Genomic DNA, 14,743 nt, shown 5'->3' with positions numbered 1-14,743 from the left:
TAGACGTTTGCCAACGCCTATGTCCAACCAGACCTCTGAAAAAGCCCGAGCACGAAGCCCGGGCATACAACAGCTATCGACGAAGACCAAGACGCTCGACCAAGGAGCGGTAACGGTTGATGTCGACCTTCTTCAGGTAATCGAGAAGACGGCGACGATCGCCGACCATCAGCAGCAGACCACGACGAGAGTGGTGATCGTGCTGATGGGTCTTCAGGTGCTCGGTCAGATCGGAGATACGCTTGCTCAGCAGCGCAATCTGGACCTCGGGAGAACCCGTGTCGCCTTCGTGCGTCGCATACTTGGTTACGATCTCGTGCTTTTCTTCAGCCGTAAGTGCCACGGCATCCTCCTTATGGTTGCTGCGCGGTGCCGCCGGCATTATGCCGAAGCGCTCTCTATCCGCGGGCGAATACACGCCAAGTCTCTAGTATAGGAATAGGTAGGGATGAATGCAATTCCGCACCATGCGCAGGTTTTATTGCGACCAAAAGCACGTTTTTAGGCGCATTTTCGTGCTTTTCGTCGCGTTTATGAATGAGATGCGATGAAAAGCACGGATTTACACACTTTTCGTCGCATCGCCTGTCGAACGTCACACGGCGGCAATCAGGCCGCTGAAGAGGACGATGATCAACGCGATGCCCTCGATGACAAAGTACATGAGGAACGAGGCCCAGCTACGGGTGAGGATGTTCAGCGGAGAGTCCTTCTTGATGCCGATCAAGAGGCCCACGAAGAGAATCACATAAACGCCGGCGGCAATCAGCGCCGCGATGATACCAAGGTTTGCCGCGTTCGGCAGCGCCGACGAGGAGCCATACATCACGTAGGTGGAAAACCAGAACTTGAATTTCAGGAGCGAGACACCGGCTATCAGCTGCTCGAAGGCCAGCAGGAGCAGGAAAAGGTCGCGCCACAACCAGGCATGCTCCTCCACGAACGAAAGCGCGAACGTGGCCAGCGCGAACACAGTGACGGCCCAGGAAACCAGCGCCACACCTTGCGGGGCAAACGGGCTCAGCAGTTTGATGATCTGCTTGGTATACCGTACGGCCAGCACGCGGCCGAACCAGTACGGCCCGATGATGGCGACCAGCAGGATGACGACGTAGACCACCCAGCGCACCGGATGGAACTGGCTGCGTTTGATGTCGGCCAGGGAAAGATCGGTCTGCGGGATCGAGGCCTCGGGATGCTTGGAAACACTGACCTTCTCGACCTTGCCTTCGACGATTTCGACGGCCTCGTTAGCCTTGTCTGGATCGTCGGCATTGTCAGGACAGGCGTCAGGAGAAGAAGCATCGGAAAGTTTGCTGGAAGCGGGGGCATCCGGAATCTTGCCGGAAGGAAGGTTGCCGCTCGAAACGCCGTCGGCGGACCCAGGATTCACGTTCTTCGATTCATCCGTCATGGCCACGCCTCATTATCACACGAGCTGTTCGCATCCCCCATCGAGGCTTTCCGGCAACATGACACACGTAATACAATACTACGCACTCACACGTAAAACCGGAACGGCCGCGGGACGATACCCATACCTTATATATAGATGCATAGGCGTCAAACCTACCCACCGCCGCAATGGGAGCGGATGACGGGAATCGAACCCGCGTAATCAGTTTGGAAGACTGAGGCTCTACCATTGAGCTACATCCGCGTGCCATTCATACGCGACTCGGAAGCCTCGCAAAACAACGATTTTCAGTATACACGAGGCACGGAATTGGCGACACATTACCGGTTTTCTCACCAGGTACAGCCTAAGTACATCCTGAAAACGCAATCTTGCAACATTCAAGACGTAGTGGCACAGCAAGCGGATAGTGCAGGAATCACGAAAAACCGGGCGCGAAACATCATTCAACGTTTCATGCCCGGTTCGCATCAGGTGATTTCAAGCAATGAGTGAAAACTACTTGGCGGCCTTCTCATACTCGGCCTTGAGCTCCGCGACGAAAGCCTCGGCCTCGTCGGCGCCGAGCAGCATCGACATACCGCCGACCGGGCAGCTGTCGAGGAACATCACGATCAGCTGGCTGTCAGGGATGATGTTGTGGCCGAACTGCTTGTCGAGCTTGGCCACGACCTTGTCGACGACGGGGCCGCCGATCGGGTCTTCCTTCCATTCCTTGAACGTGGACCATTCGGTGAGCCGGACGGTCTTGCCATCGTCTTCGAGATCAATGGAAACGGCGTCGGCGATATCGCGGGACGAGGTACCGACCTCGATCTTGTAGGTGCCCTCCTCGACCTTCCAGTCGGCGAAGCGCTCGGACCAGTACGCGAACGCGCGCGAATCCAGATCGACGGAAACCTCGGCGGACTCACCCGGCTCGAGATAGACCTTCTTAAAGCCCTTGAGCTCGTGGACCGGGCGCGCGACGGCCTCCTTCGGCGGGGCGACGTAGAACTGGACGACCTCGGCGCCAGCCACGTTGCCCGTGTTCTTCACGGTAGCGGTGACGCGTGCGGACTGCGGACCGGTCTTTTCGGCCTTCGCGCCCGAGACCTCGAACGTCGTGTAGGAAAGTCCGTAGCCGAACGGGTACACAACCGGCTTGTGGAAGGTGTCGTAGTAGCGATAGCCGACGAAGACGCCCTCGCCGTAGTCGACGTGGCCTTCCTCGCCCGGCCAGTTCATCATGGTCGGGTCGTCGTCCAGATCGTTGATGATGGTCTGCGCGAGCTTGCCCGACGGGCTCACATCGCCGAAGACGACATCGGCGGTCGCGGCACCACCAGCCTGGCCCAAAAGCCATGCTTCAAGGATGGACTTGGCGTCGTCAGCCCACGGCATGGAGACCGAGGAGCCGTTGGAAAGGATGACCACGACGTTCTTGTTCGCCGCGGCAACGGCCTTCAGCAACTCGACCTGCTTGGCGGGGATGTCGAGCGAGGTGCGGTCGAAGCCTTCGGATTCGTAGGAAGCGGGCAGGCCAAGGAAGAGCAGAACGGTGTCGGCGCCCTTGGCCGCGGCAACGGCCTGCGAAGTCAGGGCCGGGTCCTGCGCGTCATCGTCCAACGTGAAGCCGGGCGCGAAGTCCGCCTTGACGCCACGATCCTTCAGCGCGTCGAGGAAGCTGGTGAGCTTGTTCGGGTTGATCAGCGACGAGCCGGCGCCCTGATAACGCGGGGTGCGGGCGAACTCGCCGATGACGGCCAGCTTCGTGCCGGACTTGACCGGCAGCAGATTGCCCTCGTTCTTCAAAAGCACCATGGCCTCGCGCGCGGCGCGGCGGGCCACGTCGTCATGCGCGTCAACGTCGTAACGATAGCCAGCCTTGCCCTTCTCCATGGCGGGACGGGTCTTGTTGACGAGGTCGATCATGCCCTGCGCCATCTTCTCGAGCTGTTCGTGCTTGATCTCGCCGTCGCGCACGGCGTACACGATCTTCTCGTCGGTGTTGGTCGGTGGCATCTCGAGGTTGAGCCCGGCGTTCAGCGCGGCGGCACGGTCGTGCACGGCGCCCCAGTCGGACATGACGATGCCTTTGAAGCCCCACTCCCCGCGCAGCAGGTCGGTCAGCAACCACTTATTCTGCGAGGAATAGACGTCGTTGATCTTGTTATACGAGCACATGATTGTCCAAGGCTGGGCGGTTTTGACGATGTGCTCGAAGCCCGGCAGATAGATCTCGCGAAGCGCGCGCTGCGAAACGTTGGCGCTCACGCGCATGCGGTCGGTTTCCTGGTTGTTGGCCGCGAAGTGCTTGAGCGAGGTGCCGATGCCCTTGGACTGGATGCCCTCGACCTCGCCGACGGCCTCATGCCCGGCCAGGTAGGGGTCCTCGCTCCAGAACTCGAAGCAGCGGCCGCCCAGCGGGTTGCGCTTGATGTTGATGCCGGGGCCGAGGATGACGGCGACCTGTTCCTGGATGCACTCCTCGCCCATCGCCTCGCCGGTCTCACGCACCAGGTCCGGGTTCCAGCTCGACGACATGCCCGCGGCCGGCGGGAAGCAGGTGGCCGGCACGGCCTTGTCGACGTCCATGCCTTCCAGGTTCTGCGCCTTGCGAAGTCCGTGGGGGCCGTCGGTAATCGTGTAGTTCGGCAGGCCTTTTTCGGGCACGGAGCCGATGCTCCACGGGTTGGTGCCGCTGGTCAGCGCCGCTTGCTCCTCAACGCTCAATTCCTTGGCACTTGTCACCGGTGTTGCTTGATTGGTCATAGTGCAACCTTTCCACATTCCGCGCGAATCATCCCTGAGCCGGGCGCGAACGCCTACGTTTGTTTAGTTATTTGCCGGGCCGGTTTCCGTTGGAATCTCAGGACAATCACTTAGTTACCGACCGGTAGGTAGCTATATTGTAACACCATTCGTCATCGCTATCTTTACGTAAATAATGAAAATTTGTCTATCGCAACATGATGAGTTTGCGCGCACGCGGCTTTGCAATTACGGCGTCGCAATATCAACGAACCGCCTGAAGAATTTGCTACGCACGCGGCTTTGCGATACTTAGATATCCCGCAGGTGTGAAGCCATTATTGTTATCTCTTGGATTCACCGACCAACAACGCCACAGCCGAGGCGATCGGCCCATCGTGGCTCAGCGAGACATGCCAGCGCAAAGTCGGCGCACCAGCGCCAAGCCGTCCCCCGCCAAAAGCAAACGAATCCCCATCTGATGAGACCCCATCCGCCGAGACCTCATCTCCCGAAACCACGTCCGACGATTCCTCATCCGCGCCCGCCGTTTCCGTCCGCCGCGCACCCAGCGATCTCAGTAACGTAGCCTCGCAATCCTGCGACAGCACCACGCGAGGCCGCGAGCGCGAATCATCGAGGATCTCGATCTGTGCCCACGGGAAATCGTCGAGCGTGTACGGGTTGGGCCGCTCCCCCAGCGCCTCGCACCAGGCCTTGAGCACGGCCTCCTTGCCCGCCCAACGCACCGCGAGATGCACAGCCTGGCCGTCATGCTTGGCCTTGGCCCGCGCCGCCGCCTGCCGCAGCTCACGCGTCGAGAACAGCCCGCGCATGCGCGACCCCGTCTCGCCCAGCTGCGCCGCGAACCCGTCGACATCCACGACGTCGTGCCCTATTCCAAGCACGCCAGAGCTGAGACCCGACGAATCGGAGTTTTCGTTGAAATCCATCACATTCCCATGCTACCGCCGGATATGAAACAACCGTGCGGTTTGCAGGAACGTACACTGCAAACCGCACGGCTGATACCAATTATTTGGTTTACCTCAAGTTACGCGAAGTAGCCGTCGGAGCCTAGGCGGGCGTCCGGGTTGAGAAGCATCGCCTTTTCGGCCTCGTGGGCGTTGTAGGTCTTCGTGTCCTCGTGGAAGCGACGGTTGTCGATCTCCTCGTAGAGCGGGGCCTCGCCCATCATGCCCATCAGGCGGCGGCGTTCGCCACGGGCCAGACGCTCGTTGGCGCGGGCACGCCACTTGTCGAGCACGTCCTGGCCGTACTCGTTGGCGACGGCCGCCTCGAAGGCGCCGGGGTGCACGAGGGCAACGAAGCCGGAGACGTGGCCGAAACCGAGTGAGGTGACCAGGCCAGCCTTGATGGAGCCGATGTTGAGCGGCTTGCGAAGCCAGACCATGTGGTCGTCTTTGCGCATCTTCGGGTCGACGCAATCCAGTGCCGCGTTGGCCGGAATGACGCCGGACTTGAAGAGCTGAGTCACACCGTCGATCTGGAAGATCGCGGCACCGCCCATCGCGTGGCCGGTGAGGCTCTTCTGCGAAATGACGAACAGCGGATTTCCATCGTTACGGCCGATGGCGTGCTGGATGGAGTTGTGCAGCTCGGATTCGTTGGAATCGTTGGCGTTGGTGGACGTGTCGTGCTTGGAGACCACGGCGATATCGTCAGGGGCGACGCCAAGACGCGCCAGCTGGCGGACCAGCTGGGAGTTCGCACCGCCCTGGGCCGCGGCGAGCGCACCCAAGCCCGGAGCCGGGATCGAGGTGTGCGCACCGTCGGCGAAGCTGTGGACGTAACCGACCACGGCCGCGACCGGCAGGCCCATCTTCAGCGCGATGTCGCCACGGGTGACCAGCATCGTGCCGCCGCCCTCGGACTCGACGAAGCCATCGCGGCGACGGTCGTTGGAGCGGGAGAAGAAACGGTCGGAAATGCCCTTGCCGTACATCACGTTCGCGTCGGCGGTGGCACCCATGTTGCCGAAGCCGATCACCGAATCCACGCCGATGTCATCGATAGCGCCGGTGACCACGAAGTCCGCCTTGTGCAGGGCGATCTTGTCGACGCCCTCTTCCAGCGAGACCGCGGCGGTGGCACAGGCCGAAACCGGCTGGACCATGTTGCCGTAGCCGCCGATGTAGGACTGCATGACGTGCGCGGCGACGACGTTCGGCAGGGCTTCCTGCAGGATGTCGGTCGGGATCTCGTGGCCGAGGAAGCGGTCGAGGTAGAGCTTGCGCATGCTGGCCATGCCGCCGAAACCGGTGCCCTGCGTAGAGGCGACCATCGAAGGATGAATCGTCTGCAACACCTCGGAGGGGCTGAAACCGGCGGAAAGGTATGCGTCGACCGTGGTGACGATGTTCCACAGCGCGATCTCGTCGACCTCGCCGACCATGGAGGCCGGAATGCCCCACTTGACCGGGTCGAAGCCCTTCGGGAACTGGCCGCCGACGGTGCGGGTCATCGCGAAGCGCTTGGGCACGCGAATCATCGAACCGGGCTGGCGGGTGACGCTCCACTCGCCGGACTCCTCGTCCTGGGCGACCGTGGTGTGCTCGGCGTCCATGATGACATACTGCTGGGCGACTTCCTCGCTGGGGACGTTGAAGGTGACCTCGTGGTCGAGGTAGATCTCCACCTCGCCGCTGGCGGTGTCGTTCTGATAGTCGCCGCTGCCCATGCCGTTGTCGAAGGGGCGCAGGCCGGAGCGGGCCACGACCTCGTCGTGATAACGCTCGGCGATGTCCTCTTCGGGCACGAGGTTGCCGTCGGTGTCGTACCAGCCGGCCTTCGGGCTGTCCTGCCAGGTGACCAGGCCCATGTTCCAAGCCAGCTCGAGCACCGCACCGGCGGAGAGATCGACACTGCCGTCGGGATGGATGCCCAGCTCGGCCTCGCTGCGGGTGCGGCCGGAGCCCCACGGGCCCAGCTCACCGATGGAGACAATGACGATCTGGTCTTCGGGCTTGACGGTGACGCCCTGCCAATCGGCCAAGTTGACCTCAGCCTGACGCGGCGGGTTCGGGGTGGGCAACGCCTTGATAAGCGTCGCCTTGCCGGCCTTGCTCTTCGCTGCGGCATCCGCCTCGGCGCTTTCGTCGGCGCTTGCCGCGGCAGAATTGGCCTTGTCGGCCTCGGCTTCGGCGCGCAGAGCGGAGATGTCGATGGGCTCACTGCCCAAACCACCGGTCAGATCGGCGCGAAGCGGGGCCTTCTCGGCCTGCTTGCGGGCACCGGTATCGGCCAGGTCGAGCAGCTGCTCGGCGACCTCGGCGGTGGAATAGGTGTGGATGCCATGACGTTCGACCACATCGACCAACGGATCGTTGCCGCCCATGAGGCCGGTGCCACGCACCCAGCCGATCAGCGGGTGGGCGAAGGTGACCCTGCCGGACCAATCCTTCTCGGCGCGGGCACGGGTGACGATGGCGTCGAACGAGGCCTTGACCTCGCCGTACGCGCCGTCGCCACCGAAGACGCCGCGGTTCGGGGAACCGGGCAGGACGACGTGAAGCTTGTGCTGCACGTCGGTGTCGCCGCCGATGGCCGCGAAACCGGTGATCGCGCGCTCGACGCCCCAGAGCATCAGACGTGCCTGCGACTCGAAGAGCTGGCCGGAATCGGCCATGGTACCGTGCACCGGAGGAGCCGCGAACGGGAAGAAGAGGCTCGGCTCGTAGGCCGGCTTCAGGATCGTGGTGGTGGCGCCGGTGGTCTTCTTGCTCACGCCGCCGACCCACTTGACAAGGGCATCAACGTCGCGGTAGCTGGAGAGGTTGGCCGGAACCAGCCAAAGCTTGGCGTCGCCGACCGCGTGCTCACGGTAGACCTGCTCGGCCCATGCCTTCACCGACTGCTTGAAGCTGTGCGAGGTGGCGATCACCGTCGCGCCGCCGGCCAAGAGGCCTTCGACGACCTGGCCCGCGATGGAGTTCGGGGCCACGCCGGTGACCACGGCGACGTCGCCGGCGAAGCGGGACGCCTTCGGGTCGGTCTTGGCGTTGCTGCGCGCCTCGACCGCGATACGGTTGAAGGTGGAGGCCATGATGCTGTCACCGTCGACCGCGGCCTTGGAGGCGAACCAAGTGGCCTGATCGGCGACCTCGCGGCCCGCGCCGATGAAGCTCAGCGAGGCAACCTTCTGGTCATGGTTGTAATACAGACGGACGAGATCCTCGCGCGCGGTGGCCCAGCGGTCATCGAGCAGGAGGGCCTTGCGCTCGTCGAAGCGCGGGGCGACCTGATCGACCCAGTCGCTGCCAAGTTCGGCCTCAACGGCCTCGACCACAGCGGCGTCCTCATCCTCATCCTCGGCGGGAACGGGAGCCTTAATGTCAAGTTCGTCGAGCACGAAGCGTGCGGTCTTGGCGAGCACGCCGTCGGCTCCGGTGACCTTCTCGGCGAAGGCGTCGAGCGCGGCGGAATCGACCACCGAGCCACCGGCGCCACCGACGCTCGGTAGGGCCACGGCCACGCCGTGATCGGCGGCGACCTTCTGCACGGCCGCGTCGATCAGCGCGTTGGCGTCGTTGGCGTTGGAGACCTGGGCAGAACCGAGGCTGGCGAGGTCGTCGCCACGCGAGGACGTGCCTTCGCGGGTTTCAAGTACCAAAGCGGCGAGCACATAATCGGCCCAGCCCTGGCCCAGCTGCCAGGTGTCGGTGACGCGCTTGACGACCTGGGCCTGCTTGACGCCGGAAGCGCCGAAGAGGCCACGGATGCGGTCGCGCACGATGTCGGAAAGCACGGGGCCGAACGGCTTGTAGTTCGGAGCCACCTTGTTGACCAGTGCGTAGAGGTCGGTGATCGACGCCTCGGCGGCGCCGTCGACCGATGCCACGCCCAGCTCGGAGCTGATGTCCATCAGCAGCTGGTTACGACGTGAAGAGACGCCGTTGGTCAGCGTGTCGGTGGTGTCGCTGTCGCCGATCTGGTCGGGGCGCACCTTGGCCGCGTAGGCCAGAAGCATCGCGATGCCATCGGATGCCTTGAAGGGCAGATCCGCGGGGCGTTCGCCGGATGCGGCGGCCGGTGCGGCCGGAGCTGCGGCGGCGGGCGTTGCGGGTGCCGAAGCTGGAGTGGCTGCAGGAGCGGCAGCTTGCGCCGTCGGAGCCGAAGCTGCAGCGGCGGGCTGAGCAACGGCCGGGGCCTCGTCAGCGTCATCATCCGTATCAGGAACCAGTGAATCCGAATCAGTCATATAAACGCGCTGCTCGTCACGACCAAGGTTGTAGACCGCGACCTCGCTGCCGGAGAAATCAGGCAGACGCAGGGTCTTGGTGGCCAAGTTCGCCAGCGTCGGCTGGTTGCCGAGGCCGACCTCAACGTAGTTCTCCACGCCGAGGCCGCCCTGTGCCGGGTCGCCGAACATGATGGCCTGCGTCTCAATCCAACGCACCGGGGAGGCGAACTGCCAGGCCAGGAGCTCGGTGAAGAGCAGACGGCCGAGCTTCTGCTCGTCGGCGGCGTAGGAATCCCAGACCTCCGGGTTGTCGAGCGCTTCCTGGATGCGGGTGGACGGCACGACGTCGACGATCTTCTTGGCAAATTCCTTCGTCATCTCAAACGGTGTCGCTACGAGGTTCGGGATGTAGCGGCCGACCAAACGGGAGTAGTCGATATGCGCCGGGAGCAGGGTGTCGAGCTTGTTGCGGAAGTCGGGCACGCCCTTGCGCAGGAGCATGGAGTGGAACGGCACGTCGATGCCGGGCACGTACATGAGCGCCGGCTTGCCGCCGTATTCCTTGACGCGACGCGCGGAATCGGCCTTCAGAGCTTCGAGGCCCTTGAGCGTGCCGGCGATGACGTACTGCTGGCCGGCGAGGTTGTAGTTGACGATCTGCAGGAACTCGCCGCTCGCCTCGCTCACGGACTTGACGTAATCGTCCACGCCGTCGTCGCCCACGCCGAACTGGTTCGGGCGCAAGGCAGCCATGCGGTAGTTGGAACGTCCCTGCTCGTCACGGTCGATGAGGCTGTTCATCGCCGACCCTCGCTGGAAGACCAGCTCGAGCACCGTCTCGAACGGGATGATGCCGGCGAAAGAGCTCAAGGCGTTGTATTCGCCCAGCGAATGGCCGGCGAAATAGGCGGGCCAGATGTCGCTGCCGGCCTCGCGCAGGCGTGAGGTCTGGGCGTAGGCGACGGTGGCGAGCGCCACCTGGGTGAACTGCGTGAGGTCCAGGAGGCCGTCGGGGTGATGATAGGTCACGCCGTTGGCCGTGAGCGTCTTCGGGTTGTCACGCACGATGGCGAGGATCGAGAAGCCGAGCTTTTCGCGGGTGAGCTTGTCGGCACGTTCCCAGGTCTCGCGGGCGGCGGCCGACTTGGCGCGCTCGTCCAAGACCATGCCCTTCTGCTGGATGCCCTGGCCGGGATAGACGTAGGCGGAACGCGGGGCGCGGACCGCGGCGGTGCCACGGGAGACGATATTGCCGTCGATGCGGCAGGTGACCTCAAGGGTCATGCCGCCGTGACGCAGCTTGCCGATGCGCTCGACCGAAATCTCGACCTTGTCGCCAAGCTGCACCATGCCGTACATGTTGTAGGTCCAGCCGACGATCTCGTAATGCGCGCCCTTGTCATCGCGCGCCTGCACGACGTGCTGGGCGGCGGCGGAAAGCCACATGCCATGCACCAGCGGGGCCTTCAGGCCGGAGACCGCAGCGCCTCGACGCGAGGTGTGGATCGGGTTGAAATCGCCGGAAGTGCGGGCGAACGCGGTCATCTCGCTTGGCGCGGTCAACGTGACGCGGCGGAGCATGCGACGCGGGGTGGAGACCACGGGGTCAAGCCCCTTGTCGTCCTCCTCGCCGAACGGCGTGCCGGCGCCGGTGCGGGCTTCACGGTAGCTCAGGTAATCGCCGTAATCGGGCACGTCCACCGGCAGCTCGTCGGAGTAGGAGCGGCCGCGCACGGCGAAACGCTCGACCTCGTGGGCCAGGACGGTGCCGTCAATGGCGGTGTGAGTGACGTGGATCGTGACGATGCGACCGGAAGCGGACTCGGCGTAGGCGTCGGCCCAGCTGGTGAGGTTGATCTTCTCGCCGACGTGCCCCAGAAGCTCGTCCTCGGTGACCTCGAGTTCCATCTGATGGTCGAGGTGGACGGCGTTCAAGAGGCCTTCGATGACCGGATAGCCGTGGACGTAGACCGAGCCGAGGGCCGTGTAGATCGCGGGCCAGGCCGGGCCGACCAGGGCGTCGGGGGCGATGCGCGAGGCGTTCAGCGAACCGGGCATGTTGCCGGCGGTGGCGGCCTCGTGATCGTAGCCGAGGTTGGCGGAGAGAGTGTAGCTGGAGTGGGCCTGGCCGTAAGGGAAGGCCTCCTTGTCGCTCATCTCTTCGATTTGCGGCATCGCGGTCAGCTTGTCGCCGGTGATGGCGGTGTTGCCGATGCCGGCGGTGTCGGCGAGCATCGCGTAGACGTGCTTCGGAAGGCGTTCGCGGTCGACGACCGGGAAGAGCCCGGATTCACTGGGGCGGACGTTCAGCGGGATGACGATGTCGCGCACGGCGTGCTTGGAGAGGCCGCCGTCGGGATCGTTGTCCCAGAAGGTGTCGAGGTGGATGTCGAGGTCGTAGAGCTCGGTGCCGTCCTCGTCGCCCACCGGGCGGATTTCGTAATACTTATCGCCGTTCGGGGTGCCGAAGGCGGGGTTGGCCATGAGGTGGCCGACCCAGGAGATGTTCGGGGACTTGCGGATGAAGTCCTCGGCGGTCTTGGCGGCGTCGAGCTCGGCGAAGGCGCGCTGCGGCTCGGCTCCCCCGTTGATCTCGCGGGTGCGGTCGAGCGCGGCGGCCTCGAAGCGGCCGAGGATGGAGCCGACGGGCTCGTCGACGGTGGTGATGCCGGCCACGGAAATCGGGCCGGGGATGGCGCGCACGGAATCGGCGGAATAACGCGGATCCTCGGACTGCCAAAGCTGGTCCTGGCCCCACCAGCGCAGCAGGTCGTTGTCGATCTGCGGCACGAAGGGCACCGGCTTGTGGTACTCGTGGATCAAGGTCGGGAACCAAGCCACGTCGGTCGGGGTCACGGTGACCTCGGCGGCGCGCGGGTAGGCGCGTTGCAGCTTGTCGATGGCGCCCTGCGGGTCGTTCTCGACGTCGGCGCGGGAGTTGAACAGCGACGCGAACTCGCCGGACTCCTGGTCGCAGACGCGGGATTCGGCGCGCTGCAGGAGGTGCAGGAAGCGGTCGGCATAGGTCGGGTCGGCCCACGGGTAGGTGAGCTCGGCGAAACGTTGCGCCCACTGGACGTAGGTCATCTTGTCAAGGTCGCCGAAGTACGGGCGCGAGGTCTTGTTGAGGGCCTCGATGATCTCGTCGCGGCGGCTTTCCAGCTCCTCCGGGTGCTTCATCACGCGCACCAGCAGGCGGCCGCAACGGGCAGAGGCGTTCTCGAGCTCGTAGATGTCGGCGTGCAGGTGGCTCAGGCCGCTGGCGACGCCGCCCTTGGCGACCACGCCCGCAGGGACCCAGTTCTCACCCAGGGGCGCGAACGGATCGGAATCGTCGGGCTTCGGCGAGATGCCGGGGGTGGCGACGAGCATGCGCTTGACGTCAGGATTGGTGTGGGCCTCCTTGGCCGTCATCGCGGCGGTGCCGATGAGGACGCCGTCGACGGGCATGTCGGGCTTGCCATAGGCGCGCGACCACTGGCCGGAGATGTAATCAGCGGCGCGCTCGGGCGTGCCGATGCCGCCACCGGCGACCAACACGAGGTTGTCGCAGGCGCGCACGTCGGCATAGGTGTCCATCAGGAGCACATCAAGGGATTCCCAGGAATGGTGGCCGCCGGCGGCTCCGCCTTCGACCTCCATGATGACGGAAACGGGCGCGACGGCCTTGGCGATGCGCACGACCTGGCGGATCTGGTCGACGGTGCCGGGCTTGAACGCGACGTAGGGGAAGCCCTGCTCGTTGAGCTGGGCGACGAGTTGTTTGGCCTCGTCGAGCTCGGGGATGCCGGCGGAGATGACGACGCCATCAATCGGGGTTCCGGAGGCGCGCTTCTTGGCGACGATGCCGGCGGGGCCGAACTGCAGGTTCCACAGGTAGCGGTCCATGAACATCGCGTTGAACTCGATGGTGCGGCCTTCCTCAAGCTCCTTGTCGAGGTCGGCGACGTTGCGGTCGAAGACGTCCGAGGTGACCTGCCCGCCACCGGCCATTTCGACCCAGTAGCCGGCGTTGGCGGCCGCGGAGACGATGTCGGCGTTGACGGTGGTGGGCGTCATGCCGGCCAGGAGGACCGGCGGCTTGCCGGTCAAATCGCTGAACTTGGTGCGGATCTTGTCGCCCGCGGGGGTGGAGATGACCTTGGGGGCGAACTTGCGCCAATCCTGCGTGCGGACCGGCTCCTCCTCCATGGTGGAAAGCGCGGCGCGGGCCTCTTCGCTGTCGGCCTCGACCACGCCGACGCCGGTGCCCTGCACCAGGGCGCTGACGAGCTTGCCGACGGTGTTGCCGGGTCCCATGTCCACGATCCACAGCTTGGTGGGGTCGGTGCTCTTGAGCAGCACGTCGGTGCGCGCGGCCCAATCGACGTGGTTGACCAGGACCTCGCTGGCCAGCGTGCGGGCGCGTTCGGCGTCCAGGCCGCAGGCTTGCGCCCAGTTGACGGTGGACTCGACAGCCTCGGCCATCAGCGGGGAATGGAAGGGAACGGTGACCTCAAGATATTCGAGGATCGGGTCGAAGACCTCGCCGCCACGCACCTTGTCGGCACGCAGCTTGGCCTGGCGGCGGTTCTCCTTGCCGACCTCGACGGCGAAGGCCGCGAGATCCTCAGGATGGCCGGAAAGTACATAATTATCGGTGGCGTTGGTCACCGCGAAGGCGATGGGGCCACGGGGCTTGACGACCCGGCCGACCAGCGTCTCGATCTGGCGTTTGGTCGCGCCGCGCACCGAAAGCATCGGGGTGGCGTCGCCGGACTTGGTGGACACCGGCAGCAGGCGGGACTGGCGGGTGCCGGCCGCGCCGATCAAGCGTGCGATGGCGAGAATCTCGTCGATGGCGTCACTGGCCGCGTCGATGGAACCGGCCTCCTTTATGGCGTCGACCATGTGCTCGGCGATGATGCCCTGCGAATGGCCGAGGGTGGCCAGCGGCTTGGCCTGCGCGACGTTGTAGCCAAGGCCCTCCGCGTCGATGAGCGCGCCCAACTGCGCCAAGGCGATGCCGGGGACGCTGGCGGCCGCATCGGCGGCGGGGCCGAGCTTGGCCGGGTTGGCTTTGAAACCGAAGAGGTCGACGGTGCCGCCCATCGTGGCCAAGAGGTCCGGGGTGACCGCGGAAAGCAGGCGGTCCGAGGCGTCGGCGTGTGCCTTGAGCTTCTCCGCCAGGGTCGGGTCGGTGCATTCGTCGGCCAGGGAGCTGACCCACGGCGTGGACTGGCCGCCGAAGATGAGCGCGTGCGGCTCGGTGCTGAGGCGGTTCAAGAAGAAGGTGTTTTCAGTCATTATCTTCCTTATATTTGGTTGGAATTCTCATGGATACGGTTATTGCAAAAAATCTAAAATTATCATGTCAGGAAATCCCATGCGAGGCAGTCCGGTCTGAATCT

At 64.2% G+C, this 14,743-nt stretch carries 5 protein-coding genes and 1 tRNA gene; all 6 read right to left on the bottom strand.

The genetic code is table 11. From position 1 onward, the window contains the following. Window positions 1-73: 73 nt before the first annotated feature. The 6 genes from rpsO to OZX73_RS01935 all read right to left on the bottom strand — a co-directional run bounded on the left by rpsO (window position 74) and on the right by OZX73_RS01935 (window position 14,639). Window positions 74-343: a 30S ribosomal protein S15 gene (rpsO, locus tag OZX73_RS01960; protein ID WP_277150149.1), complete on the bottom strand. Its 270-nt coding sequence runs from the start codon at window positions 341-343 to the stop codon at window positions 74-76. A gap of 252 nt (window positions 344-595) precedes the next feature. Beyond that, complete coding sequence (locus OZX73_RS01955; RefSeq protein ID WP_277150147.1) at window positions 596-1,414, bottom strand: hypothetical protein; 819 nt, start codon at window positions 1,412-1,414, stop codon at window positions 596-598. A gap of 175 nt (window positions 1,415-1,589) precedes the next feature. Further along, window positions 1,590-1,660, bottom strand: a tRNA-Gly gene (locus tag OZX73_RS01950). Between the two features lie 255 nt (window positions 1,661-1,915). Further along, window positions 1,916-4,171, bottom strand: coding sequence for an exo-alpha-(1->6)-L-arabinopyranosidase (locus OZX73_RS01945; protein WP_277150145.1), 2,256 nt, complete (start codon window positions 4,169-4,171; stop codon window positions 1,916-1,918). Window positions 4,172-4,494: 323 nt separating this feature from the next. Continuing rightward, window positions 4,495-5,103, bottom strand: coding sequence for a 4'-phosphopantetheinyl transferase superfamily protein (locus OZX73_RS01940; protein WP_277150143.1), 609 nt, complete (start codon window positions 5,101-5,103; stop codon window positions 4,495-4,497). 101 nt (window positions 5,104-5,204) lie between these two features. Continuing rightward, a complete protein-coding gene (locus tag OZX73_RS01935) occupies window positions 5,205-14,639 on the bottom strand; it encodes a type I polyketide synthase (protein ID WP_277150141.1) in 9,435 nt (3,144 codons plus the stop codon). Window positions 14,640-14,743 lie beyond the last annotated feature (104 nt).

This window comes from Bifidobacterium sp. ESL0775 (genome assembly GCF_029395475.1).
Taxonomy (GTDB): domain Bacteria; phylum Actinomycetota; class Actinomycetes; order Actinomycetales; family Bifidobacteriaceae; genus Bifidobacterium.
The sequence above is the reverse complement of the archived record's forward strand: the minus strand, read 5'-3'. Positions and strand labels throughout refer to the sequence as shown.